This window comes from Pseudomonas sp. LBUM1660, from assembly GCF_059695935.1.
Window position 1 is genome coordinate 3,110,253 of record NZ_CP166795.1, and the last position, 23,729, is coordinate 3,133,981.

Annotated in this window: 23 protein-coding genes; 7 read left to right on the forward strand and 16 right to left on the reverse strand. The window is 57.5% G+C overall.

Going from position 1 to position 23,729, the window contains the following annotated elements:
- The first annotated feature begins 69 nt into the window (after positions 1-69).
- Positions 70-969, forward strand: coding sequence for a lipid A hydroxylase LpxO (gene lpxO / locus ACA068_RS14735; RefSeq protein ID WP_497310459.1), 900 nt, complete (start codon positions 70-72; stop codon positions 967-969).
- 120 nt (positions 970-1,089) lie between these two features.
- On the opposite strand, the gene ku is transcribed toward lpxO, so the two are convergent.
- Positions 1,090-1,938, reverse strand: a complete 849-nt coding sequence (ku, locus tag ACA068_RS14740) for a non-homologous end joining protein Ku (RefSeq protein ID WP_497310460.1) — start codon at positions 1,936-1,938, stop codon at positions 1,090-1,092.
- 191 nt (positions 1,939-2,129) lie between these two features.
- Between ku and ACA068_RS14745 the strand changes: the two genes are divergently transcribed.
- Together ACA068_RS14745 and ACA068_RS14750 are read left to right on the forward strand one after the other, a co-directional pair.
- Positions 2,130-2,477 carry a hypothetical protein gene (locus tag ACA068_RS14745; protein WP_497310461.1) on the forward strand — a complete coding sequence of 116 codons (348 nt, stop codon included), beginning with the start codon at positions 2,130-2,132 and terminating at the stop codon, positions 2,475-2,477.
- A gap of 51 nt (positions 2,478-2,528) precedes the next feature.
- The gene (locus ACA068_RS14750) at positions 2,529-3,680 is read left to right on the forward strand and encodes a PQQ-dependent sugar dehydrogenase (RefSeq protein ID WP_497310462.1); all 1,152 of its coding nucleotides are present in this window, start codon (positions 2,529-2,531) and stop codon (positions 3,678-3,680) included.
- 118 nt (positions 3,681-3,798) lie between these two features.
- Here ACA068_RS14750 and rimI read toward each other — a convergent pair whose 3' ends face one another.
- Positions 3,799-4,896, reverse strand: a complete 1,098-nt coding sequence (gene rimI / locus ACA068_RS14755; protein ID WP_497310463.1) for a ribosomal protein S18-alanine N-acetyltransferase — start codon at positions 4,894-4,896, stop codon at positions 3,799-3,801.
- 92 nt (positions 4,897-4,988) lie between these two features.
- On the opposite strand from rimI, the gene ACA068_RS14760 reads away from it, so the two are divergent.
- Together ACA068_RS14760 and ACA068_RS14765 are read left to right on the forward strand one after the other, a co-directional pair.
- Positions 4,989-6,563, forward strand: coding sequence for a RimK family ATP-grasp domain-containing protein (locus tag ACA068_RS14760; RefSeq protein WP_497310464.1), 1,575 nt, complete (start codon positions 4,989-4,991; stop codon positions 6,561-6,563).
- A 7-nt stretch (positions 6,564-6,570) separates the two neighbouring features.
- On the forward strand, positions 6,571-7,494 hold the full coding sequence (locus tag ACA068_RS14765; RefSeq protein ID WP_497310465.1) for a magnesium transporter CorA family protein: 924 nt from the start codon (positions 6,571-6,573) through the stop codon (positions 7,492-7,494).
- A 118-nt stretch (positions 7,495-7,612) separates the two neighbouring features.
- Here the strand turns inward: ACA068_RS14765 and ACA068_RS14770 are convergent, their stop codons facing one another.
- Together ACA068_RS14770 and eco are read right to left on the reverse strand one after the other, a co-directional pair.
- The gene (locus tag ACA068_RS14770) at positions 7,613-7,948 is read right to left on the reverse strand and encodes a DUF2834 domain-containing protein (RefSeq protein ID WP_497310466.1); all 336 of its coding nucleotides are present in this window, start codon (positions 7,946-7,948) and stop codon (positions 7,613-7,615) included.
- Between the two features lie 48 nt (positions 7,949-7,996).
- On the reverse strand, positions 7,997-8,479 hold the full coding sequence (gene eco, locus ACA068_RS14775; RefSeq protein ID WP_497310467.1) for a serine protease inhibitor ecotin: 483 nt from the start codon (positions 8,477-8,479) through the stop codon (positions 7,997-7,999).
- A gap of 383 nt (positions 8,480-8,862) precedes the next feature.
- Between eco and ACA068_RS14780 the strand changes: the two genes are divergently transcribed.
- Positions 8,863-9,138 (forward strand): DUF1652 domain-containing protein, encoded by a 276-nt coding sequence (locus tag ACA068_RS14780; protein ID WP_497310468.1) that lies wholly within the window; start codon positions 8,863-8,865, stop codon positions 9,136-9,138.
- On the opposite strand, the gene ACA068_RS14785 is transcribed toward ACA068_RS14780, so the two are convergent.
- A complete protein-coding gene (locus ACA068_RS14785) occupies positions 9,135-9,530 on the reverse strand; it encodes a hypothetical protein (RefSeq protein WP_497310469.1) in 396 nt (131 codons plus the stop codon). The genes ACA068_RS14780 and ACA068_RS14785 overlap by 4 nt on opposite strands.
- A 90-nt stretch (positions 9,531-9,620) precedes the next feature.
- Complete coding sequence (locus ACA068_RS14790) at positions 9,621-9,887, reverse strand: DUF2790 domain-containing protein (protein ID WP_497310470.1); 267 nt, start codon at positions 9,885-9,887, stop codon at positions 9,621-9,623.
- A gap of 508 nt (positions 9,888-10,395) precedes the next feature.
- On the opposite strand from ACA068_RS14790, the gene ACA068_RS14795 reads away from it, so the two are divergent.
- Positions 10,396-10,692 carry a hypothetical protein gene (locus tag ACA068_RS14795; RefSeq protein ID WP_497310471.1) on the forward strand — a complete coding sequence of 99 codons (297 nt, stop codon included), beginning with the start codon at positions 10,396-10,398 and terminating at the stop codon, positions 10,690-10,692.
- Between the two features lie 75 nt (positions 10,693-10,767).
- Here the strand turns inward: ACA068_RS14795 and ACA068_RS14800 are convergent, their stop codons facing one another.
- The 10 genes from ACA068_RS14800 to ACA068_RS14845 all read right to left on the reverse strand — a co-directional run bounded on the left by ACA068_RS14800 (position 10,768) and on the right by ACA068_RS14845 (position 23,633).
- Positions 10,768-11,301, reverse strand: a complete 534-nt coding sequence (locus tag ACA068_RS14800; protein ID WP_497310472.1) for a hypothetical protein — start codon at positions 11,299-11,301, stop codon at positions 10,768-10,770.
- A 57-nt stretch (positions 11,302-11,358) separates the two neighbouring features.
- Positions 11,359-12,033: a DUF2931 family protein gene (locus ACA068_RS14805; protein WP_497310473.1), complete on the reverse strand. Its 675-nt coding sequence runs from the start codon at positions 12,031-12,033 to the stop codon at positions 11,359-11,361.
- Complete coding sequence (locus ACA068_RS14810; RefSeq protein WP_497310474.1) at positions 12,030-12,683, reverse strand: DUF2931 family protein; 654 nt, start codon at positions 12,681-12,683, stop codon at positions 12,030-12,032. The genes ACA068_RS14805 and ACA068_RS14810 overlap by 4 nt, the downstream gene beginning before the upstream one ends.
- The gene (gene tssI, locus ACA068_RS14815) at positions 12,676-16,170 is read right to left on the reverse strand and encodes a type VI secretion system tip protein TssI/VgrG (RefSeq protein ID WP_497310475.1); all 3,495 of its coding nucleotides are present in this window, start codon (positions 16,168-16,170) and stop codon (positions 12,676-12,678) included. Before tssI ends, ACA068_RS14810 begins: the two co-directional genes overlap by 8 nt.
- A gap of 367 nt (positions 16,171-16,537) precedes the next feature.
- Positions 16,538-17,482, reverse strand: a complete 945-nt coding sequence (locus ACA068_RS14820) for a carbohydrate kinase family protein (protein WP_497310476.1) — start codon at positions 17,480-17,482, stop codon at positions 16,538-16,540.
- Between the two features lie 13 nt (positions 17,483-17,495).
- Positions 17,496-18,992: a xylulokinase gene (gene xylB / locus ACA068_RS14825; RefSeq protein WP_497310477.1), complete on the reverse strand. Its 1,497-nt coding sequence runs from the start codon at positions 18,990-18,992 to the stop codon at positions 17,496-17,498.
- Between the two features lie 155 nt (positions 18,993-19,147).
- Positions 19,148-20,620, reverse strand: a complete 1,473-nt coding sequence (locus tag ACA068_RS14830; protein ID WP_497310478.1) for a mannitol dehydrogenase family protein — start codon at positions 20,618-20,620, stop codon at positions 19,148-19,150.
- A gap of 15 nt (positions 20,621-20,635) precedes the next feature.
- Positions 20,636-21,739, reverse strand: coding sequence for an ABC transporter ATP-binding protein (locus tag ACA068_RS14835; protein WP_497310479.1), 1,104 nt, complete (start codon positions 21,737-21,739; stop codon positions 20,636-20,638).
- A 126-nt stretch (positions 21,740-21,865) separates the two neighbouring features.
- On the reverse strand, positions 21,866-22,696 hold the full coding sequence (locus ACA068_RS14840; protein WP_462010068.1) for a carbohydrate ABC transporter permease: 831 nt from the start codon (positions 22,694-22,696) through the stop codon (positions 21,866-21,868).
- Between the two features lie 10 nt (positions 22,697-22,706).
- Positions 22,707-23,633 carry a carbohydrate ABC transporter permease gene (locus ACA068_RS14845; RefSeq protein WP_497310480.1) on the reverse strand — a complete coding sequence of 309 codons (927 nt, stop codon included), beginning with the start codon at positions 23,631-23,633 and terminating at the stop codon, positions 22,707-22,709.
- Positions 23,634-23,729: the final 96 nt, after the last annotated feature.

The following is a 23,729-nucleotide window of genomic DNA, read 5'->3' on the forward strand; positions in this document are numbered from 1 at the left end:
TGCAAAATCCCTGGGCCGCTGGGTGGGCGGGGGACGCAGTTTGTTCATTTCTGACGTGTGACGATTTCTGTGAAACTGATCATTGCCGCTATTTACGTTGTATCCATTGCCTACGTCCACCTGCGTGGGCGGGTGCGCCACAAGTTGGGCCGCCAACTGAGCGATCACTCGTCTTTTCTGGCGCCGATCAATTGCTTCCTTTATCTGTTCTCGAAAATCCCCAACAAGCCTTATCTCGATCCGGCCGATTTCCCGGACCTGAGTCCGTTGCAGGCGCATTGGGAAGAAATTCGCGAGGAAGGCCAGAACCTGCTCCGGGCCGGGGAGATCAAGCGCTCGAACCAATACGATGACGTCGGTTTCAATTCATTTTTCAAGACCGGGTGGAAGCGTTTCTATCTGAAGTGGTACGGCGACAGCCATCCTTCGGCAACGAAACTCTGCCCGCGCACCACTGAGTTGGTGCAAAGCATCGGGTCGATCAAAGCCGCGATGTTCGCCGAGTTGCCACCGGGTTCCAAACTGGTCCGCCACCGCGACCCCTACGCCGGCTCTTACCGTTATCACCTGGGCCTGGAAACGCCCAACGATGCCGGTTGCTACATTAACGTTGATGGTGAGAACTACCACTGGCGCGACGGTGAAGCGGTGATGTTCGACGAGACCTTCATTCACTATGCCGAAAACACCACCCAGCAGAACCGCATCATTCTGTTCTGCGACGTCGAGCGGCCGATGAAGTATCGCTGGGCGGCGGCGTTCAATGGCTGGTTCAGCCGTAACGTGATGTCAGCGGCGGGCGCGCCGAATGATGCGGGGGACAAGACCGGTGGTATTAACCGCCTGTTTGCCAAAATCTACTCGATTCGGCTGCGGGGCAAGGCGCTGAAGAAGCGTAATCGCAAACTTTACTACCTTGAGAAGTGGGCGATTTTTGGTGGGTTGCTGGCGGTCTTTGTATTGATCTGAATGGTGTGTTGCAGCGTATGGTCCCTTCGCGAGCAAGCCCGCTCCCACAGTAGACCGCGATCTAATGTGGGAGCGGGCTTGCTCGCGAAGGGGCCGTTAGACTCACTGCAAATACAACAATCAGCCACGAGACGTCTTCGTGGCTTTTTTGTTCGCCGCCGGTTTGGCCTTGCCGGCACTCTTGCCACCCAGACTACGTTTAAGCAACTCAGTCAAATCAATCACATCAGCCGTCTTGCGTTCCTCTTCACCCGTCGCCGTTTCCACATCCTCGATCTTGCCTTCGTTCGCCTTCCTCTCGACCAGCGCCATGATCTTGTCTTCAAAACTGTCGCGGTAATCCTCAGGTTTCCAGTCTGCGCTCATGTCCTGCACCAGACGTTTGGCCATATCGAGTTCGCCCTTGGCCAGTTCGGGTTTGGTCACTTCAGTGCCTAACTCCAGAGTATCCAGACTGCGCACTTCCGCCGGCCAACGCAGCATTACCAGCACCATCGCCGATTCCAGCGGCATCAGCGCCGCCAGGTGCTGGCGGGTATGCAGTACAACGTGGGCGAGGGCGACTTTATTGGTTTTGCTGAGGGTTTCGCGCAACAGCGCATAGACCTTGCCACCGCGTTTATCCGGCGCCAGGTAGTAGGGCGTGTCGATGTTTTGCAGGGGGATCTGTTCGGCGTCGACAAAGGAAAAGATGTCGATGGTCTGCGTGGACAACGGGTGCGCCGACTTGATTTCCTCCTCGCTGAGCACCACGTAACGGCCTTTTTCGTACTGCACACCTTTGACGATGTGCTCCTTGGTGACTTCCTTGCCGGTGACCTTGTTGACGCGCTTGTAACCCACCGGGTCCATGCTGCGACTGTCGAGCCAGTCGAAATCCACCCCTTGAGAAGACGTCGCCGAAACCAGCGCCACAGGGATATGCACCAGCCCGAAACTGATTGCGCCTTTCCAGATTGCCCGTGCCATGGTCGTCTACTCGCGAGTGATGTGATCAGGTGACCCGCCGCGCGGCGCAAAAGTTTCAGCGGGCTGCGGCCCGGTCCTGCTGGGCCGTCAACTGGTGTTACATCTTATGAAAGAGGTTTTAGTTAACAAATCCGAACCCCGGGCGTAGCGTGCTATCGAAGATTCTATCCACGCTGGCCCAGAGGCCTCCCATGAACAGATTCGTGCTCGCCTGCACCGTACTGGCATTCAGTGGCCTGATGAGTCAGCTGGCCCAGGCATCGCCACCTTCGTTAATGCTGCTGGCCCAGAGCCCCACGGGCAATTCCAGTAACCCCTACAACAGCCCTATCCGCCGGGCCAATCCCAATAGCATGCAAGGCACACAACCCGCAGCCCCGGTCATTCGCGGGCCAAATACTGTCCCGGTGCCCCGTCCACCGACCCTTGATAACGGCGGCATCGGCAATCGCTATCCCCAGGACCGAACCGCTCCCGCCAGCCCGCCCAAGTTCATTCCCAATCCGCCTCATCGAGATGCAGACACCAACAACCGTTGAACGGCAGGACAGCGTTCTTGCCAGCCATTCGAACGACAAAAGGAATCGTGCATGTTGCGTAAAACCCTCTTGGCCACCTTCTGCGCCAGCGCACTGATCTGCGCCACGGCACCCGTTCTTGCGGCACCGCCCCAGGATATGAAAAGCGAGCAGGGCACCCTTGAGGTCTGGCAAGTTGCCAAGGGGCTGGAGCATCCGTGGTCGCTGGCGTTCCTGCCCGATCGCAAGGGCATGCTGGTCACCGAACGGCCCGGCAACCTGCGGGTGGTCGATTACGATGGCAAGCTTTCGGCACCCATCAATGGCGTGCCAAAGGTCTGGGCCAAGGGGCAGGGCGGCTTGCTGGACGTGGTGCTGTCGCCCGACTTCAAGCAGGACCGCACGGTTTATCTGGCTTACGCCGAGGGCGGTGGTTCGGGCGATAAGGCCGGCACGGCGGTCGGGCGAGGCCAATTGTCCGAGGATCTGAAAACCCTCAAGGACTTCAAAGTGATTTTCCGCCAGGAGCCCAAGCTGTCGGTCAGCAACCACTTCGGCTCACGCTTGGTGTTTGATCGAGACGGCTACCTGTTTATCACCTTGGGCGAAAACAACGATCGGCCGACGGCTCAGGACCTCGACAAGCTGCAAGGCAAGGTCGTGCGGATCTACCCTGACGGCAAGGTGCCGGACGACAACCCCTTTGTCGGTCAGTCCGGCGTGCGCCCGGAAATCTGGTCCTATGGTCAGCGCAATCCACAAGGCGCGGCGCTCAATCCATGGACTGGCGTGCTCTGGGAAAACGAGCATGGCCCGCAGGGAGGGGATGAAATCAACATCATCGAACGCGGCAAGAATTACGGCTGGCCGCTGGCGACCCACGGCATCAACTATTCCGGCCAACCGATCCCGGAAGCCATGGGCAAGACCGCTGAAGGCACCGTGGGGCCGCACCATGTCTGGGAAAAGTCCCCCGGCCTAAGCGGCATGGCGTTCTACGACGCTGATCGCTTCAAGGTCTGGCAGCACAACGTGTTCATTGGTGCGCTGGTGAGTCAGGAGTTGATCCGCTTACAGTTTGATGGCGACAAAGTGGTTCACGAAGAGCGCTTGCTCGGCGAACTCAACAAACGCATCCGCGATGTGCGACAGGGGCCGGATGGCTACTTGTATGTGCTGACCGATGAGGACGACGGCGGGCTGTACAAAATCGGCCTGAAGTAACCCGATTCGACCTCTCTGGGGATTTTGTGGCGAGGGAGCTTGCTCCCGTCCGACTGCGGAGCAGTCGCTTGAATGGGGCGCTTCGCACCCAGCGGGAGCAAGCTCCCTCGCCACAGGTCTATTTTCGGCAGTAGATAATCACCGCTGCCCGCAACTTGCCCCGGCCAAAGCTGCACATCTTGTCGAACTCCCCGTGGCTGACCGGCAAATGCTGGCAGTCCATCGGCTGGCGATGTTGGCTGTGGTCCACATCCGGATCGTGCAGGTAGACAAATTCGTCATCGCAATCGGTGACGATCACCCAATGCGGCGCCTTGGAGCGGGTCAGCCGATAGCTGCTGATCAGCACCAGCGGTTGTCCGCCATCGTCCAGTAGCCGAGGGAGGTTCAGCGGGCCGCCGATCACTCGTTCCACATCCGTCTCGAGTAGCTGCGTGGTGAATTCGTCGTGCACCAAACGCATTACGTCTTTTTTATGCTCATCGCGCACGCCATCGAGAAACAGCGGCCCTTCCATGCTCAGTTGCAGACGCACCCGAAAACCCCGGCGCCATGCCGCCAGCGCCAGGCCTTGAGGGCTGCAGCCGCCATGGCCTGCGGTCATGAACACCGTCGTCGCCTCACGCCAGATTTGCAGTTCTTCGCGACGCTCCAGGCATCGATCACCTTGCAGCGCCCCCATGGCCATCAACAGGCAGGCCGGGCCGCAGGTGAAATCGGTGGTCTGCCGGTACCACGGGACCTGGATGTTGCGCGAATCACGGTGTTCAAGAATGCGCTTTTCCAGGCGCAGCGCATCGGCATGGTCCTGGTAATAATCATGGATCAGCGCGAAACGCCGGTAACCATTGCGCTCATACAAGGCAATCGCCGCGGGGTTGTCGATCCGCACTTCAAGCCGCAAGTAGGCGCAATCATGTTCAAGGGCGCAGGATTCGATGCGTTCGAGCAACTGTTTACCCAGTCCGCTGCCGCGCACCTCGGCCGCAATCGCAATCGAGTAAAGCCGCGCCAGTGAAGTGCCCCGGTGAAACAGCACCACCGCATAACCAACCAATTGCTCTCCATGCTGGGCCACCAACAGCTGCCCGTGCGCCCGAGTGATCATCCACAGAAAGCTGCGACTGTTGAGCCGGTCCGTGGTGAAACATTGCTGTTCGAGTTCCAGCAGTGCGGGTAAGTCGTCAACTACCGCCAAGCGAAAGACAGTGTTCATATGACCGCCGTAAAAGTTGCGCAACGAAACGGGACTTTCGAAAAAGTTCGTGCTTAATAGGAAAGGTCTTGTTCTCCAACGGATCAATCACTATGTCAGCGGTACAAGGTCATTGGCGCGAAGTATCCGAGCAAACTTTGCCGGCAGCAACTTATTTAAATGACGCAGGCAGAACTTCAAGTCAGTTGATTATCATCGTCGAACGCAAGGAAGACTGGGCCTCGTATTTCCCCAGCGAGGACATCGTCACCGCCCAGGAATACCTCGAGCAGACGCGGGACAACGAACAGGGCAAGCGGGTCCAGGTGATCAACCTGTGCCGCAGCTACAAGTACCTGGGGCACGGCTATTACTGCTCGTTGTTGGCTGAAGCGCGGGGACACAAGGTCATTCCGTCGGTGCGGACCATCAGTGAGCTGACCAAGAAATCCCTGTACGGCCTGGCCCTCGATGACCTGGATAAACCGCTGGAAAAAGCCCTCAGCAACCACCTCTACAGCGACACCGAAGGCTTTACCCTGACGTTGTACTTCGGCAAAACCAATATAGAACCCTTGCAGGACCTGGCGCGTCAGTTGTTTGAAGTGTTTCCATGTCCGATCTTGTTAGTTGAGTTCCGCCGAACAAATGGTTGGCACATCGAAGGCATTAAGTCCGGGGCCTTGCATAAGTTGCGCGAAGATCAGGAAGATCAATTCGCCAACTCCCTGGACAGTTTCAGTCGCAAGATCTGGCGTGTGCCGCGCTCCCGACGGCTGGCCCGTTATGACCTGGCTATCCTGCATGACCCGCAAGAAGCTTTGCCGCCCTCCAACGCGAAGGCACTGGATAATTTCGTGCGCGTCGGCAAGACCTTGGGCATTGACGTCGAGCTGATCGAGCGCAAGGACTACGCACGAATTGCCGAATACGACGGCCTGCTGATCCGCGAGACCACAAGCGTCGACAACCACACCTATCGATTTGCCAAAAAAGCCGAGAGCGAAGGGTTGGTGGTGATGGACGACCCGGCGTCGATCCTGCGCTGTACCAATAAGGTCTACCTGACTGACCTGCTCAAGAGCCATCAACTCGGCATGCCCGCCACCGAAATCCTCTACAAGGAACGACCGGAAGATTTCGAAAGGGTCGGCGAACGCCTGGGCTTTCCCTTGGTGCTGAAGATCCCCGACGGCTGTTTTTCCCGGGGCGTGATCAAGGTCGAAAGCCAGCAAGCCTTGCTTGAAGCGACCGCCGAACTGTTCGAACACTCGGTGCTGTTGCTGGCTCAGGAATTTTTCTACACCGAATACGACTGGCGCATCGGCGTACTCAACCGCAAACCGATCTTCGCCTGCCAATACTTCATGTCCAAGGGCCATTGGCAAATCTACAACCACAAGGCCAAGGGCCAGGACATCAACGGCGAATGCCGCACCCTGGCGGTCCATGAAGCCCCGCGCGCCGTGGTGGACCTGGCCGTGAAAACCGCCAACCTGATCGGCGACGGCCTCTACGGCGTGGACCTCAAGCAGTCTGGCGACAAGGTGGTGGTGATCGAAGTCAACGACAACCCGAACATGGACGCCGGCATTGAAGATGCGTACTTGCAGGACGATTTGTATTCGCTGGTACTGGAAGAGTTCGTCCGTCGCCTGGAACTGAAACGTCGCGGCCAGGCCTGGTGAACGGCCGATGATCAGAAGCTTTCAACTGGCCAACGGGGCGCTGCAGTCGGTAGAACGTCTGGATGCCGAGGTGATGCTGTTCAGCAACCCCGATGCCGCCGAGCGGGATTTGTTGCACAGCCACTTCAAGCTTGATGAGCACGCCCTGGCGTCGGCCCTGGACCCCGATGAGGTGTCACGCATCGAGTTCCACCCCGACAACCTGTTTCTGATCTGGAAGCGCCCGGAGAATTACTCCGGCGCCGGCAGCCTGGCCTTTGAAGTGTCATCCTGCGGCCTATTGTTTTCTGCGCAGCGCTTACTGGTGATCGCCACCGACGATGCGCCGCTGCACGGGCTCGGCACCCGGCAGCGGTTGAACACGCCGCTGGATGTGCTGCTCGATCTGCTGTTCAACAACATCCATCACTATTTGGGTCACCTGAAGGTGATCAAGCTGGTTGCCCGGGAGTTGCAGCAGAAATTCAACGCCTCGATGCAGAACCAGCACCTGATTCAGATGTTCAACCTCAGCGAAAGCCTGATCTATTACATCAACGCGATTCACAGCAACGGCGCGGTGCTGACGCGGCTGCGCAACCACGCGGCCAAGGAACACTTCAGCGCCGAAGCCATCGGCCTGATCGACGACCTGATCATTGAAAACAACCAGTGCTACAAACAGGCGGAGATCTACTCCACGGTGTTCTCCGGGCTGATCGACGCCCGGGGCAACCTGATGAACAACAGCATGAACAACCTGCTGCGCAAACTGACGTTAATCAACGTGGTGTTTTTGCCGCTGAACCTGATTGCGAGTATTGGCGGCATGTCCGAGTTCAGCATGATGACGGCGGGCACACCGTGGTGGGTTTCGTATCCGTTGTTTCTGACGGCGATGATGATTGGGGCGGGGGCGATGGTACTTGGGCTCAGGCGGCTGGCGAAATAACGATGTCGACTGTCAGGCCACCTTCGCGGGCAAGCCTCGCTCCTACAGGGGAATGCATTCCAATGTAGGAGCGAGGCTTGCCTGCCAAGCTCTATCAGCATCACAACACTACTTTGGATCAAGCTTGCTGGCGTGCATCACCGCAATTCCTACGATTTTTGAGCCCCCGGACCACGAGGTACAACAACGGCCCCACAGACACGAAAACCGCCGTGATCAGCAGATACGGGATCACCGACAACCCCGACTGCCCACGCTTGCGCGCATCCTGGTACATCCAGACGCCCGCAAGTGTCGCCAGCAGATAAAGATCAATCACCACCTGCGCAGTATCCGGGCTAGACATCAAACCGATGCCAAAGTCGATCAACGACTGCTCCGCCTGAAGCATCACGGAAACGGTGTAGCCGGCAAAGGCGATCAAGGCAATGAGGGGCAGGGCGACAGACTTCATGGTTTCCTTCCTTGGGATGATCAGCAGAGGGGGCAGCGGGCGTCTTGGTTACTCCTGAACAGCTTTCTCGACCTTGCTCGACGCCGACCAGATCCGATAGCGGACCTCGACGTCCTTGGGCACATAGAGCACGATCGGCAACTTGCTGTTGTAGCGAAGCATGAAGCCGTCACCGACCACCGGTACGAACTCCTTTTTACTCTTGCCGTCTGGGCAGGCCATCATCGTGCTCATAGGGCCAATGACTTTTTCCAGACGGTAAAAGGGATAACCCCAGCCTTCAAGGTTTTTTTCCTCAAGGATACCGCCCAGGCGTTGGCGATTGCAGTCCACCGTCAGCGTCTTGCCAGCCAGCACCTCGACCTGGAAGTTTTCTTCCTGCGGTTGCGGCGCTACATGAATGACTTGGCGGGTAAAACCGCTCTCGGGTTTGGGAAACGGCGCGACGGTTTCGAGCTTCGCCGCATGGGCCAAGCTCGAAAGAGTGGCAACAATCAGCCCGACGGTAGTGATGCAGGTCAAAGAACCCATGTTGCCTCCTTGCGTGTGAGTAGGGTCAGCGGATACTGGATTGACAGGCGCATTCTTACTGTCGACAGCCACCAATGCAAACCTGCTCGGGGATGTATGCAAATTGCAGGGCTGAAGCTGCCCTTTCTTGCAGATTGCATGAAGCCATTTTCAGGCATGTCCGTTAAATCATTGAATTACCGATGAACTGCACGGCGAAATTTGCGGCATGTTTTATGCTCAAGCAGATCTTAAGTTGGCCGGACATTAACGAGTCAGCTCAGAAGGCGAGGACGGTCTGGTGCTTGAAGAGTAGAAACCCTGCATAAGGAAGAAACGCGGGAGATTTCAGCACGGACCGACGTTGAATTTTTTGGCAGTTTCACAATCAGGAGAGGGTCGCCATGTTTCTTTCTGCCTTGGAACTACGCAACATCATTGAAAGCAGTTTTCTGCCCAAACGTTGTCAATGCACGTTGTCGCCGGACCTGTCGATGACCATCAAGGTGTATTCAGACCGTCAGACCGATCACCTCGATCTGGTGGTGACCGGGATCAATGCCAAGCACCTGAATGGTTGTCGTGAAATCAACGACCTGATCACCGAGTTACGCTCTGACATGATTCGCCGGTCCCAGGTCGATGCTCAGCCTCTGCACCTGGATAAGAAAGCGCTTTAACCCACGGTTTCGAGTTCTGCTGACACGCGCCGGGCCTGGACAAACCCCAGTCCCAGCGCTGATTCAACCACCACTGCCAGCAAAATACCTGGCCCGGCATGGCCATTGAGCCATTCGCCGAAACCTAGTATCGCCAATCCAAAACAACCCACGGTGAACCCGGTGCTCAGCGCATTGCGAGTGTCGGACGGCGCCTCGTTTCTAACCAGATAAAACATCACACCCAACGCGGCGAACAGCACCGCACTGCGCCGCGCCACAAAACCTGCCGCTGACGAATACTCAATACTCCAGATCGCCAGCAAATCGTCCGGCATCAAACCCCAGGCCAGGGCCAGCAATAAACACAAAAGGGAAGTGAAGGTCGACACGGTGCGAAACGATAACTGCATGGCGAATCCTTGCGGCAGTGAGGGAAGCGCTGAGCATAGCGCCAGAACCCCTCACAGGAATACCGCAAAGTATTAAATCAGACCTTTCAGTCAGTTCTGATAACTGCACGCGTCGGAAAGCTTCTGATAGCTGATTTCTTCAGGTTTACCTGATGTATCGATGTACTTCATTTGGGCCGTGATCACTTTGCATTCCGGTGTGTTCGGCTCAGTCAGGGCAACCACTTTGCCGATGTTCAACGGCATACCGTAGTGATAGGGGGTGGCTTGTGAGGACGACATGTCGTTGGCCAGCGCAAAACCGGTAAATGCGGTGCAGGCGAGGGCGGAAGTGATCAGCAGGGTGCGGATGTTCATGTGGCAATCTCCAGTGCAGACATTGAGTCAGCCCGACGGATTGAGCGTCGAACCTGCCGCACTGGGCGTCAGAGGAACCTGAGGGCGTGCGGTCCAGTAAAGTTTTGGACCGCGGGGTTAACGGATGGTTAACCCGGCTGAGCGCCGCCTGTCGCGAGGGTGTTTCTGTCAGAGGTTTCACGTGGGAAACGATCTACGGGATCTTCGGCTTGGTCCTACAAGGTCAGACGCCTTGTCGACTTTCGCCGGATGGGGTGCGGCGTTTACTGTTTGGGCTCGCTGCAAAATCAGCGGACAGGTTTGGTCACCTGATAACACCGCACATATATGTGCCATGATTCGCGCCGCGGACTTCTACGTCCTCGTGGTGCGTTGCAATGGTGGCTGTGTGCGGGACGCCTTAGGGCGAGCCGATTGGGTGTTGTCGGTTGACCAAGCCTGTACACAGCCGCCTCCCACCGTTTGGTCACGGTGCTGGCGATTACTAATTAATACCCGAGTAATTACTATGCCTACGCTAAACCCGTTTCCCGATCGCTACCGTTCAATCAACAGCAACGTTACCGATTCAAGTCCTTTGGTGATTGACACCGAAGCCAATCCCCAAGACATTCTCGAAGCCGCCTTACAGCGGGTCCGGGCCGCCAGCCAGTTACTTGAAACCCTTCACTGCCAATGCTTCAAGCACGGGGATGTTCAAGATATCCCGCACATTACCCATGCGCTTTATCTGCTGACTCAGGATGGTTTTGATCTGTTGCAGGTGGCTCAGCAGCGGATGATGGGGTGGAAGGCGCCTGTTTGACCTCTGAAACTCCAAACAATCCAGCGCCCGTAGGCGCTGGATTTGTTATGGCAGGGTGTTTTATCTATTTGATGCCTACTTGAGGTGTACGACCTTGAAGCCACGGCCATTAGGTACGACGTCACTACCGGCAGCCTCGTCCGGCTGACCTTTGCCCGCGACATAGTCATAAACCAAAAACTTCGTGGAGACTTCATTCCCGATATTTGGAATGACCAGCCTCATCTGATGTTGCCCCAAATAAAGATAACGGGGCAGGGCTTTCTCGGCAAAATCGATTCGCTCGATTGAATGACTGACCGGATTTTTGCGTAAAACGACGCCCTTCAAATAGGGTGAGCCGCAGTCCATGACAAATATCAGACTAGAGGACGCGCACTTGGCCAAGACGACTTCCCCGACAAAGTCGGAGTCAGGCATATCGGTGAAAGCATTCGACGTTTTTTGATCGACATTTACGAGTAGACGCTGGCCATCAGCGTTTACCTCTGCCAGCAAGGAGATATCTGTGCCATCGGATAACGGACAGTTGAGAATTGACCGCTGTGCCTCAGCAAATGCGGGATTCGCCAGCAGCGCCGCGATTAAACACCAGCACGCTTTTTTCACTTAATGTCAGGCTCAGCATTCGCATTGGAGCAATGCTTGAAGTACCGGGCAGTGCCGTTATTCCCAAGAGCCATACGGAACACCGAATTTTTCGACATAGGCTTTTGAAAAAGCTGACAGAGGGCGGTGTTTTCCCCCGGATTCCCCTTCATATGGCCCTCGAGGATCAACTTCGGCCTGTACTCGCGTAACCTCAATTGGCGTCAAGCACGGGCCGACTACCCAGACTTTGGCGATGCCGCCAGGGGCCAGACCTACAACAATTGCCTTGCGGTAACCCGTAATCCATTTCCCATCGGCGGCACAGAAAGCCTTTTCACCCTTTCGCATGATCTCTCTGGTTGACTCAGGAATATCGATAGCCATTTTGTAGGTTTTGGGCTCGACCAGCGATTGCCAACGGACATAGATTACTTTCGGCAGGTCCGCCCGCATTACATATTTGCCTTTCCCCCAGCCTGGTCTTGCAGGCCAGCCTTTAGGGTCACCGGTATTGTTCGAGGGCTTGAGCATTTCAGCGTTTCCACTCATGGCGCGTCTATAAACGTTACCCTGCATATCTACGACGTCAGCTGTTTCGATCCAGACCTCCATATAGCTAGGCTCATAGAAGCCCAAGCGCCAAGCGTCGTAGGGTAAGGGCTCGCTATTGGCAAATGTGCAGCCGCTGAGCAACAATGCCACGATGGCAATATGAACAAATTTACACATTAGGATGTTGTGGCTGGTCATTTCCAAGAGTCATATGGCACACCAAATTTTTCGACATAGGCTTTGGAGACTGCCGAAAGCGGGCGATGTTTACCTCCAGACTCTCCCCCGTACGGACCAAGAGGAGCAATCTCGGCTTTCACCCTAGTAATTTCGATCGGTGTCATGCAGGGACCGGCTACCCAGACTTTAGCGATACCTCCCGGAACCAACATGATAGCGACTGAGTCCCGATATCCGGTGATCCATCTTCCGTCAGCTGCGCAGAAAACCTTTTCCCCCTTGCGCATGATTTCCTGAGTTGCCTCCGGTATGTTAATTACCATTTGGTAAGTTTGCGGCTCGGCAAGCGACTGCCATCGGACATAAATTTTTTTGGGTAAATCTGCCCCTGTTACATTTTTACCTTTTCCGATGCTCGCTCTTTTTGGCCAGCCTTTGGGGTCCCCCGAGTTGTTAGGGGGCCTTAGTATGGCTGCATTCCCACTCATCGCACGTGGATACAGCTGTTCCTGAATATCGACTACATCTGCTGTTTCGATCCAAACCTCCATGTAGTCGGGGGCCGAGAACCCTAAGTACCAGGATTTGTAAGGCATTGACTGACTATTGGCGAGCGCACAGCCACTGAGCAGCAAAGCGGCAATAGCGACACGTATAAAATTACTCATTTGGGTGCACCGTGCGTACGTAGTTTTCGTCTGGTCGATTAATGAATACTATATTCAGGTCGCTATTGTTTCGATTTTTGGCAGCATTCCAGTTGTCGGATAAATGAACGTAACGCTGGAACAACAGTTCCTCCTCCTGCGGAGTAAGTCCTGTTGTTTTGCTTTTCCCCAGGGCGTATTCCATCAGTTTTTCGGAAATAGGAATGAGTTCTGCAGGTAATGCAAGTCGCGGTTCACTTTCGTCAATCTCGTCAAATGGTACTCCATTTTCCACGGCCAGCTTGCGCATAATCCGAAAGTAGATCAAGGACAGATCACTGCGGACTTCTCGCTGGCTGCTGACCGCAGCATAAACGTGTTTCATGTCTTTTTGATTGCCCTTCTCAGTACTCCGAAACGGAACCTCCCATGTCCGGACCTCCAACGAAAGGTGATATTGGGACAATTGGTCTTGAAACCTTCTCAAGTCCTGTTGGGCGAGCTTGTAACTATTGGCTTGAGTGAAAGGAACTTTCTCTTCAATCTCGCTTTTACGCGGCTTGCTAAGCAGGATGCGTTCCACTGCTTTTGGTAAATAGCCACCTCCTAGATCCGAGTGCACGCCCGGCAAAATAATATCCGCCGCACCAAGACTATTGAGGGCAAAGTTATAACGACGTTCATTTCGGGCGACCAATTGGACGACTTTTTTAGCCGCATCTGATGCCACAAAGATGTTGATGCCTGGGTTGTAGGCGTTATTCCCGTCAAGGTCTCCTACCAGGAGATTGGCAATGGCAGCGACGGTGTCGTAAACGCCGATAAAATTTATAGATACATCTGTTTGTGGCTGCCAGGCAAAGCTGTCAGATAATACCGAGGACCCGATTGGCAACGCTTTGGCAAGGATGCTTTGGTTGCCTTTTAACACCTCATTTGCAAAGTCCCTTGCTGCTGCTGAGCCGCGACTGAACCCGAAAATATCGAACTCGATTTTTGCCACACGTTTATCGGGATTGTTGTCTTGGAAGGTACGGATCACCCGAAGAAGCAGCTGTGGAGTTTCTTCAACTCGCGCCCGGACGCCTTGCGCGCCCAAGCCTGTGCCTTGCGAAAATGTAGAGTCCTGCGCGGTACTGCTAGTACCGATGCCATCTACATAAACTGGCAAGCTCGCTGTCTTGGCATCAATGGGCAGGGTCTTATCTGCATCGTTTACGTAAAGGTCATATAGCCTTGCCACGTTGCTGACATCGTTCCCGTAGCTATTGTCCGGGGAGCTTCCCTTACCGTCATAACCATAGGAGGCGCAGAACTGACGGATATCCTCTGCCATTTCCTCCAGGTTTACATCCGGCGCAAAGCAGCCAAAGACGCGTTCACTGTTGTTGCGGTTGTTGCCCGTACCGTCGAAGAACACCCCAACTCGCAAGGTAATATCTTCCAGCTCAACCTCTTCCTCCTCTTCCTCAAGCTCTTCTTCCACCGCCTGTGGCGCAGCTTTAGGCGCTTCATCAGCCACCGCATTGAACTTGCCAACCGGCGGAGCACTCAGCAATTTCCCTGCAAGGGCAGCAGCGGCCGCACCCGGCGTGATCGGCGGCAGAATCTGAATCCCGGAACCCACCCCAGGCGAGCCCCCGGTATTCACCTTCACCTCAGCCCCACTAATCGTCACACCCCCCGCATCAACCTTGACGAAACTCCCGCCAGCCTTGGCCGTCAGTTCCATGCCGCCTTCAACCACCACCTTCTCGCCAGCGTGGTAATGAATCTCTTGCCCAGCCTCGACAAACTGCGCTGTCCCCACCTTCAAATGCTGGGTCACCGCCACGGTCAGGTGATCATCCGCCCGCGCTTCGGTCTTGCGGTCCAGATGGGTGATGCGGTGCTCTTCAACCTTGAATTCGCTTAAAACATTGGCCTCGACCGTGTCATGGCGTTCATTGCCGATGCGGATTTTCTGGTCGTGCTCGATGTTTTCATCCCAGTCGCGCTGGGCGTGCAGGTAGATCTGTTCCGCGCCTTTCTTGTCTTCGATGCGAAACTCGTTGTAACCCTTGCCGCCCGGTGAACTCAGGGTTTTGAAGGTGCTGCGGGTCTTGTTTGCCGGCAGGTCGTAGGGGACGACGTTTTCCTTGTGGAACAGGCAGCCGGTGACCAGCGGTTGGTCGGGATCGCCTTCGAGGAAGGTGACGAGGACTTCCATGCCGACGCGCGGGATGGCGATGCCGCCGTAGGCACTGCCGGCCCAGCCGGTGGCGACGCGCAGCCAGCAACTGGTGTTGTCGTTGGCCTGGCCGTCGCGGTCCCAGTGGAATTGCACTTTGACGCGGCCGTATTCGTCGCAGTGGATTTCTTCGCCCGGCGGGCCGGTGACGATGGCGGTCTGACTGCCGAGGACTTTCGGTTTCGGGTGTTCGAGGGCAGGGCGGAAGTGCGCGTCCCACGGGGTGGCGAGGAAGGTGTTGCGGTAACCCTGATGGAAATCGTCTTTGTTGTGGGTGACGTCGCTGGTGACGTTTTTGCCGAGCACCTGCGGTTGCTTGCCTTCGTGCACGACTTCGAGCAACAGCCAGAGGTCGTTCCATTCGGCGCGCGGGTGCTCGCTCAGGGCCATGAAGTGGCCGCTGACCAGAGTGGGTTCGTCACCTTTGCCTTCGGCCAGTTGGTAATCGCTGCGATGGCGTTCCAGTGCGCGGGTCGCCAGTTGTTTGCCGCGCTCACGGGTCAGGAAACGGCCGGGGTAGTCGTAGTCTTCGAGGTCCGGCGCGAAGGTGCTCTTGGCGGCGCCTTCGGGCAGGATGCTTGGTTTTTCGAAGTCGTAATCGCGGCGGCTGACGCGGGAGGTGCGGGTTTCAAGGCGAAGGTTGAAACGCTTGATCACCGGTTTCGTGGCGGCCATGCCGGAGTCTTGCTGGTAGGCCACAGGCGAGAGCTTGCGGAACACTGTCTGGTCATCGCCGAAGACGAGTTTGTGGCCGCTGGCGCTGTGCTGGAAGTGGAAGTGAATGCCTTCCTCTTCACACAGTCGCTGGATGAAGTGCAGGTCGGACTCGTCGTACTGCACGCAGTAATCGCGCTCGGGGTAGATCGCGCCGAGCTGAAAACTGTAGGCATCGGCCAGGATGCCGCGTGCTTCGAGGACCTGGGCAATGATCTTCGGCACACTTAAATGCTGGAAAATCTGCTGGTCATGGTTGTGACGCAGGTAAGCGAGTTGCGGAACCAGGCTGATGCTGTAGCGCGTCAGGCTTTTGCCGGAGTCGCCTTGCTCGATGCGATAGACCAGACCGTGGATGATGCCCTTGCCGGTGGCGCCGAAGGTCAGGGAGCCAGGCTTGTGCAGCAACTCTTCGAGTTTAAGGTCAGGGCGGGCGCTGACCAGTTCGATGTCGAAACAGAACGGCTGATTGAGGGTTTCGCGACCGACGAAGCTGAGCACTTGCAGGTCAACGGAAACGCCTTCCAGCGTCAGGGAAATATGGGTTGCGTTCGCGTCCAGCATGCCTTGAATTCCGTCCTTTGAATAAGCTGGTGCGGATGGTGCAGCATTAAACCGCCTCGTTCAAGGCGCAAATGCCGTAGGCGTGGATGCGTTGGGCTATCGGGAAAACCCTTAGATACACGGTATCGGCCAATGAATGCGGGGGATGTTGCGTCATCCGTTCCTGGACATGACAGCGTCATACCCTTGCGGCGACCGTGAATTGACAGTCATTTTCAGACTTTTGGAGTGGTGACCCTGAGATTGGCGGTGTGTGTTGCACCGCCATCGCGAGCAGGCTCGCTCCTACAGTGGATCGTTGTCGAGCACAAAACCCGAGTTCACTGTCGATCCAATGTGGGAGATTCTATGTTGCAGGGCTTCACATTCAGCGCATTTCCAACTGCTGCCGATACGGCAAATCCGGCCCGGTCTTGCTGCATGTCAGCGCCGCTGCCTGCACCGCAAATTTCAACATCCCGTCGATTTGCCCGCGCTCAAGCGATTGCACACCCCCAACCGAATCCAGCTGCTGCTCGGTCAGCCAGGTAATCAACGCCGCCTGAAACGTATCACCCGCGCCCACGGTATCGGCGATTTTCACCGCGCTCGCCGGCACCGACCATGAACCATGGTTGCGGCTGAACACCGTCGCCCCCTCACCACCCCGGGTCAGGAACACCAACTGACAGCGATGCTGCAGCCAACCTTCAATCACCCGCTGCGGATCTTGCTCGGGGTACAACAGGCTCAAGTCTTCATCGCTGACTTTGATCAAGTCGGCCAACTCAACCAGCGTCGCAATCCGCGAGCGCCACAGGTCGATATTCGGCTCAGGATTGAGTCGCACATTCGGATCAAGGCTGATCAGGCGTTTACCACTTTCGCGCTGCACCAACGCCAGCAGCGTGTCGGCAATCGGCTGCACCACCAAGGAAAACGAGCCAATGTGCAAACCGCGCACTTGCGGGCCCAGCTCAGGCAAATGCTCAGGTTTGAGCTGCCGATCCGCGCAACCTTCACCACGAAAGCTGTAGTGGGGCGAACCATTGGCACCGACGGCGACCATGGCCAGCGTGGTTGGTGCGGCGAAATCCACGAGGAAGTCCGGGAGTACACCTTCATCCTGCAGCACTTGCTGCAGGCGTCGGCCAAGGTAGTCGGTGGACAACCCGGCAAACAGCGCCGCCTCCACACCCAACCGACGCAAACCAACCGCCACGTTGAACGGCGAACCGCCGGCAATCGCCTTGAAGTTCACTTTTGAAGCCAGGCCGCTGGCGTCGTCTTCACTGAAGAAATCGAACAGCGCTTCGCCACACACCAGATACATAATTGTTCGCTCTTTAAAGGGTTGCGACATGTTGTTGATAGCGTTCATAGGCCTGCTGACAGGCCGCCACATTGTCGGCAATCGGCAAGGTTTCACTGGCCGGATCGAGCTTTACGCAGCGCTCGCATAGGTCCGCCAGACTGTCCTCGTTGCCGTTTGCCCAGGACTTGCACCACGCTGCCTGAATCGCCGCGCCGAGAGCCGCCGCTTCGCTCTGCTCGGTACAGATCACCGGGGTGTTCATGATGTCGGCGACGATCTGCCGCCACACCAGGCTTTTCGAGCCGCCGCCGATCAGGCAAATGCTGCGGCTTTGTAAGCCATTCTGGCGCAGCAGGTCCAGTCCATAACGCAAACCGAAGGTCGTGCCCTCGACGACAGCGCGGCACAGGTTGGCCTGGGTCAGGTTGGTCATGGTCAGGCCGAGCAGGCTGCCGCTGGCATGGGGCAGGGCGGGGACGCGCTCGCCGTTGAGGAACGGCAACATGCACACGCCGTCGGCGCCGATGGGCGCTTGTGCCACGAGTTCGTTGAACTGCTCGATATCAAGGTCGAACAGCTCGCGAATGACCCCCGTGGCGTTGGTTAGGTTCATGGTGCAGATCAGCGGCAGCCAGCCGCCGCTGGAAGAACAGAATGTCGCGACCGACGCATCCGGGCTGACTTTCGGCTGGTCAGCATAGGCGTACACCGTCCCCGAAGAGCCGAGGCTCATGGTGATGGCGCCGGGCTTGATGTTGCCGGTGCCGATAGCGCCCATCATGTTGTCGCCACCCCCGCTGGAGACCAGCGCTTGCGGGTTGATGCCCAGGTGTTCGGCGATGCTTGGCAGGATCGTGCCAACGGCTTGATGGGCGTCGATCAGCTCGGGCAACGCAGCTTGCAGGCGTCCGGTTGGGTCGATGTCGCGCAGCAACTGCAAATCCCATTGGCGGGTCCGCACGTTGAAATACCCGGTGCCTGACGCGTCGCCGTACTCGCTGCAACTGCGGCCGGTGAGCCAGTGGTTCAGGTAGTCGTGGGGCAGGAGGATGCGGGCGATCCGGGCAAAAATGTCCGGGTGCTGTTCTTTGGTCCACAGCAGTTTGGAAACGGTGTAGCCCGGCGCGATGACCACACCGAGGCGTTCCAGTGAGCCCTTTTCTCCACCGAGGTGAGCCAGCAGACGATCGTTTTCCGGGGTGGACTCGGTGTCGCACCAAAGCTTGGCCGGACGCAGCACTTGGCCCTGGTCATCAAGCAGCACCAGGCCGTGTTGCTGGCCGGAGACACCGATGCCGAGGATGTCCTGACCGTCGACGTTTGCCGCGAGTAACGCTTGGCGGGTCGCCAGGGTGAACGCTTCCAGCCACTGACGGGTGTCTTGCTCGCGACGACCGTTGGCGCCGCTGATCAAGCCGTGCACGGCCGCGCCCTGGCCCAGGACCTGGCCACTGTGGGCGTCGAGGATCACGGCTTTGGTGCCTTGGGTGCCGCAGTCGATGCCGAGGAAGAGTTGTTGGTTTTCCATGGTAGATCCTTGGTGTGTCAGGTCGATCTTGGTGAAGCCATTCGCGGGCAAGCCTCGCTCCTACAGGTTAGTGTCGAGCGAGGATCAGATGGTTGATCCCGGATCTGTAGGAGCGAGGCTTGCCCGCGAAGACGGCAGTGATTTCACCGCCGCACTTACGCCAACACCCGCTCCAACGTCCGCGTCACACCCACTTCCCGCAAGCTGTTGCAGCACCATTCAAACGCCGCCACAAACTCCGGCGAACGGGGAATCGCCGTACCAAAAATCTCCTCTACCCCCAGCAAACGCTGGGTGATCAACGCATCATCCGCCACCAAGGCCTGGCAGAACGTCGCCCGCGGATCGGGAATCGAGTAGGCATCCCCGTTCTCATCCACCCCCTTCAAATACAAAGCCCAGGCTGCCACCACCAATGCGGCCCGCCTGGTGTCCTGGCCATCGGCAATCAAACGGTTAATGGTAGGCACCGTGAACTTGGGAAACTTCGACGAACCGTCCGAACACACCCGCTCCAGCTGATCGGCAATCGCCTGATTGGAGAAACGCGCCACCAGCGTGTTCTTGTAATCCGTCAGATCAATCCCGGGCACGGGCGGCAGTTGCGGGGTGACGTCCAGATCCATGTAGGCACGCATGTAGCGCACAAAAAGCGGGTCATTCATGGTCTCGTGCACGAAGCGATAACCCTTCAGGAACCCCAGATACGTCAGGGCCAGATGACTGCCGTTGAGCAGTTTGATCTTCATCTCTTCATACGGCGTGACGTCGTCGGTGAATTGCACGCCGACCTTCTCCCAGGCCGGACGCCCGTTGACGAACTTGTCTTCCAGTACCCACTGCACAAAGGGTTCGCAGACTACCGGCCAGGCATCGTCCAGCGCATGTTTGTCGGCCAGTTGCAGCCGATGCTCAGTGCTGGTCATCGGGGTAATGCGGTCGACCATCGCGTTCGGAAAACTGACATTGCTGGCGATCCAGTCCCGCAGATCGGCATCGCGCAGGGCGGCGAACGCAAGTAACGCCTTACGGGTGACCGCGCCGTTGTGCGGCAGGTTATCGCAGGACATCAAGGTGAAGGCCGGCGTGCCGGCGGCGCGACGTTTGGCGAGCGCGGCGCAGAGAAAGCCGAACACGGTTTTCGGCGCATTCGGGTTGGCCAGGTCGTGCTGGATTTGTGGCAAGTGCGCCATGAACTCGCCGTTGCTGTCGTCGATGCAATAACCGCCTTCAGTGATGGTCAACGAGACGATGCGGATCTCCGGGCTGGCGAGTTTGTCGATCAACACCTGCGCGCCGTCTTCAGCCAGCAGCATGTCGCGGATGGCGCCGATGATCCGGACTTCGGTGTCAGCGGTGTCGCCCAGTTCGAACAGGGTGAAGAGGTAATCCTGCTCTTTCAGATCGTCCCGGGCGCGGCGGTCTTCGGTGCGCAGGCCGACCCCGCAAATCGCCCAGTCCGAGGCTTCGCCGGTGTTCATCAGCGCGTCGGTGTAATACGCCTGATGAGCACGGTGAAAACCGCCGACGCCGATGTGTGCAATGCCTTGGCGCGTATCGCTCAGCGCGTAGGCGGGCAGGACCACCTCGGGTGCGAGGCGGTTGAGGTTCTGTTTATTGAGTTTCATCAAAGGCTCTCTAAATCAGGCCGCTGCACGCAGCGGGCGGGTCAGCGCCACGCCGTCGGCATCGAATAGATGGCAGTGGTCGGCGTCCAGGTGCAGGCTCAAGGCTTCGCCATAACGGCTGGCCAGGTCGCCACGAACGCGCATGGTCAGCGCTTCGCCGGAAGCGGTCACGACGTGGCAGAAGGTGTCGCTGCCCAGGCGTTCGCTGACGTCGGCGGTAACTTGCAGCGTGCAGTCGCCGGTTTGTGCCAGGTTCAAGTGTTCCGGACGGATTCCCAGGGTTACCGCACCGCCGACGCTCAGGTTGGCGCCGCTCAATGGCAGGGTGATGCGGGTGCCAGCGTCCAGCAGGACTTCACAGCTTTGGCTGTCGATGCGGGTGACTTTCCCCTTGAGGAAACCCATTTTTGGTGTGCCGAGGAACCCGGCAACAAACAGGTTGGCCGGCTGGTGGTACAAGTCCAGCGGCGAGCCGACTTGCTCGATTTTGCCGCCGTTGAGGACGACCACTTTGTCGGCCATGGTCATCGCTTCGACCTGGTCGTGGGTCACGTAAATCATCGTGGCTTGCAGGTCTTTGTGCAGTCGCAGCAGTTCCAGGCGCATTTGCACGCGAAGCGCGGCGTCGAGGTTGGACAGCGGTTCGTCGAACAGGAAGATTTTCGGGTTGCGCACGATGGCGCGGCCGATGGCCACCCGTTGACGCTGGCCGCCAGACAGTTGCTTCGGCTTGCGCTCCAGCATCGGCCCCAGCTCAAGGATGCGCGCCGCTTCGCCGACTTTCTTCTCGACTTCAGCCTTCGGTACGCCGGCCAGATCAAGGGCGAACGACATGTTCTTTTTCACGGTCATGTGCGGGTACAGGGCATAGGTCTGGAACACCATCGCCAGATCGCGCTTGGCCGGGCTGACTTCGGTAATGTCGCGGCCATCGAGTTCGATGGTGCCGCCGCTGACTTCTTCCAGGCCGGCGATCAACCGCAGTAGCGTGGATTTACCGCAGCCCGACGGGCCGACGAAGACCACGAATTCCTTGTCGTTCACTTCCAGGTCGATGCCTTTAATGATGGAAAAGCCTTCGAAGCCTTTTTGCAGATTCTTGATTTTCAGGTTGGCCATGATGATGGGCCTCCACGTGTTGTTATTCAGTTGAGCCGGGCGGGCTTTTGTAGGAGCACGGCTTGCCGGCGAAAGCGATTTGAAGGACGCCTTCGCCGGCAAGCCTGGCTCCTACAAGGATCGGATTCATTTCACGGCGCCGAACGACAGGCCGCGGACCAATTGTTTCTGGCTGATCCAGCCGAAAATCAGGATCGGCGCGCAGGCCAGGGTCGACACCGCCGACAACTTGGCCCAGAACAGACCTTCGGGACTTGAGTAGGAGGCGATCAGCGCAGTCAGTGGCGCAGCTTTCGACGAGGTCAGGTTCAGCGACCAGAACGCCTCGTTCCAGCACAGGATCAGCGACAGCAAAACGGTGGAGGCCAAACCGCCCTTGGCGATCGGCAGCAGCACCCGGACCATTTCCTGCCACAGCGTGGCGCCATCGAGACGCGCGGCTTCGAGGATGTCTTTGGGGATGTCCTTGAAGTAGGTGTAAATCATCCAGACCACAATCGGCAGGTTGATAAGCGTGTAGATCACGATCAGCGCGATGCGCGTATCGAGCAGGCCGAAGCTCTTGGCCAACAGGTAGATCGGCATCAGCACGCCCACCGGCGGCAGCATCTTGGTGGACAGCATCCACAGCAGCGTGCCTTTGGTGCGTTGGGTTTCGTAGAACGCCATCGAGTACGCCGCTGGCACTGCGATCAGCAGGCTCAGAGCCGTGGCGCTGAACGAAATCACCACCGAGTTCCAGGCAAAACTGAAGTAATCGCTGCGCTCGTTGATGTGCAGGTAGTTCTCCAGCGTCGGCGTGAAGATGAACTGCGGCGGCGTGGCGAAGGCGTCGATTTCGGTTTTGAAACTGGTCAGCACCATCCAGAAGATCGGGAAGAAGATCAGGATCGCGATGGCCCAGGCCAGGGTGCCGAGCAGCAGGCTTTGCAGGCGACGGGATTGTTGAAGAGTCATGGCGCAGGCCTCAGGCTTTGTCTGTCAGGTTTTTGCCGATCATGCGCACCAGCACGATGGCCGCGATGTTGGCGATCACCACCGCGATCAAGCCTCCGGCGGACGCCATGCCGACATCGAACTGCACCAGCGCCTGGTTGTAGATCAGGTACGCGAGGTTGGTCGAGGCATAACCGGGACCGCCGTTGGTGGTGGTGAAGATTTCGGCGAACACCGAGAGCAGAAAGATGGTTTCGATCATCACCACCACCGCAATCGGGCGGGCCAGGTGCGGCAGGGTCAGGTGCCAGAAAATCGCGATCGGCCCCGCCCCGTCGAGGCGCGCGGCTTCTTTCTGTTCCTGGTCGAGGGACTGCATGGCGGTCATCAAGATCAGAATCGCGAAGGGCAGCCATTGCCAGGAGACAATGATGATGATTGACAACAGCGGGTAGTGCGCCAGCCAGTCCACCGGTTGCGCGCCGAACAGCTTCCAGACGTAGGCGAGAATCCCCGACACCGGGTGGAAAATGAGGTTCTTCCAGATCAGCGCACCGACGGTGGGCATGATGAAGAATGGCGAGATCAGCATGACCCGCACGATACCGCGACCGAGAAATTCACTGGCTTCCAGCAAGGCGCTGATCAGCACGCCCAGCACTACGCTGATCAGCAGCACGCTGCCCACCAACAGCAAGGTGTTGGTGGCGCCGGGCATGAACCCGGAGTCGGTCAGGAAGTAGGTGAAGTTCTCCAGCCCGACGAACTCGTTCTCGCCGGGGTTGAGCAGGTTGTAGCGGATCATCGAAAAGTAGAGGGTCATGCCCAGCGGCACGATCATCCACAGCAGCAACAACGCCACCGAGGGACTGACCAGAAACCAGCCGGGATTGGCCAACCGGCTTTTACGTACCGGTTGGGGGATGTCCATGTGAGCTTTGGCAGTTGAAATATTCATGGCATTTAACCGATTAGGACAGACAAGTGAAGATCACCGGTAGGAGCGAGGCTTGCCCGCGAAGAGGCCGGTACATCCGATGCATCCTCAACGGCT

Excerpts from the sequence above, each read along its gene's own strand:
- ku (WP_497310460.1), bottom strand. The coding sequence starts at position 1,938 with ATGGCACGGGCAATCTGGAAAGGCGCAATCAGTTTCGGGCTGGTGCAT.
- ACA068_RS14745 (WP_497310461.1), top strand. The coding sequence starts at position 2,130 with ATGAACAGATTCGTGCTCGCCTGCACCGTACTGGCATTCAGTGGCCTG.
- ACA068_RS14750 (WP_497310462.1), top strand. The coding sequence starts at position 2,529 with ATGTTGCGTAAAACCCTCTTGGCCACCTTCTGCGCCAGCGCACTGATC.
- rimI (WP_497310463.1), bottom strand. The coding sequence starts at position 4,896 with ATGAACACTGTCTTTCGCTTGGCGGTAGTTGACGACTTACCCGCACTG.
- ACA068_RS14760 (WP_497310464.1), top strand. The coding sequence starts at position 4,989 with ATGTCAGCGGTACAAGGTCATTGGCGCGAAGTATCCGAGCAAACTTTG.
- ACA068_RS14765 (WP_497310465.1), top strand. The coding sequence starts at position 6,571 with ATGATCAGAAGCTTTCAACTGGCCAACGGGGCGCTGCAGTCGGTAGAA.
- ACA068_RS14770 (WP_497310466.1), bottom strand. The coding sequence starts at position 7,948 with ATGAAGTCTGTCGCCCTGCCCCTCATTGCCTTGATCGCCTTTGCCGGC.
- eco (WP_497310467.1), bottom strand. The coding sequence starts at position 8,479 with ATGGGTTCTTTGACCTGCATCACTACCGTCGGGCTGATTGTTGCCACT.
- ACA068_RS14780 (WP_497310468.1), top strand. The coding sequence starts at position 8,863 with ATGTTTCTTTCTGCCTTGGAACTACGCAACATCATTGAAAGCAGTTTT.
- ACA068_RS14785 (WP_497310469.1), bottom strand. The coding sequence starts at position 9,530 with ATGCAGTTATCGTTTCGCACCGTGTCGACCTTCACTTCCCTTTTGTGT.
- ACA068_RS14790 (WP_497310470.1), bottom strand. The coding sequence starts at position 9,887 with ATGAACATCCGCACCCTGCTGATCACTTCCGCCCTCGCCTGCACCGCA.
- ACA068_RS14795 (WP_497310471.1), top strand. The coding sequence starts at position 10,396 with ATGCCTACGCTAAACCCGTTTCCCGATCGCTACCGTTCAATCAACAGC.
- ACA068_RS14805 (WP_497310473.1), bottom strand. The coding sequence starts at position 12,033 with ATGACCAGCCACAACATCCTAATGTGTAAATTTGTTCATATTGCCATC.
- ACA068_RS14810 (WP_497310474.1), bottom strand. The coding sequence starts at position 12,683 with ATGAGTAATTTTATACGTGTCGCTATTGCCGCTTTGCTGCTCAGTGGC.
- tssI (WP_497310475.1), bottom strand. The coding sequence starts at position 16,170 with ATGCTGGACGCGAACGCAACCCATATTTCCCTGACGCTGGAAGGCGTT.
- ACA068_RS14820 (WP_497310476.1), bottom strand. The coding sequence starts at position 17,482 with ATGTATCTGGTGTGTGGCGAAGCGCTGTTCGATTTCTTCAGTGAAGAC.
- xylB (WP_497310477.1), bottom strand. The coding sequence starts at position 18,992 with ATGGAAAACCAACAACTCTTCCTCGGCATCGACTGCGGCACCCAAGGC.
- ACA068_RS14830 (WP_497310478.1), bottom strand. The coding sequence starts at position 20,620 with ATGAAACTCAATAAACAGAACCTCAACCGCCTCGCACCCGAGGTGGTC.
- ACA068_RS14835 (WP_497310479.1), bottom strand. The coding sequence starts at position 21,739 with ATGGCCAACCTGAAAATCAAGAATCTGCAAAAAGGCTTCGAAGGCTTT.
- ACA068_RS14840 (WP_462010068.1), bottom strand. The coding sequence starts at position 22,696 with ATGACTCTTCAACAATCCCGTCGCCTGCAAAGCCTGCTGCTCGGCACC.
- ACA068_RS14845 (WP_497310480.1), bottom strand. The coding sequence starts at position 23,633 with ATGAATATTTCAACTGCCAAAGCTCACATGGACATCCCCCAACCGGTA.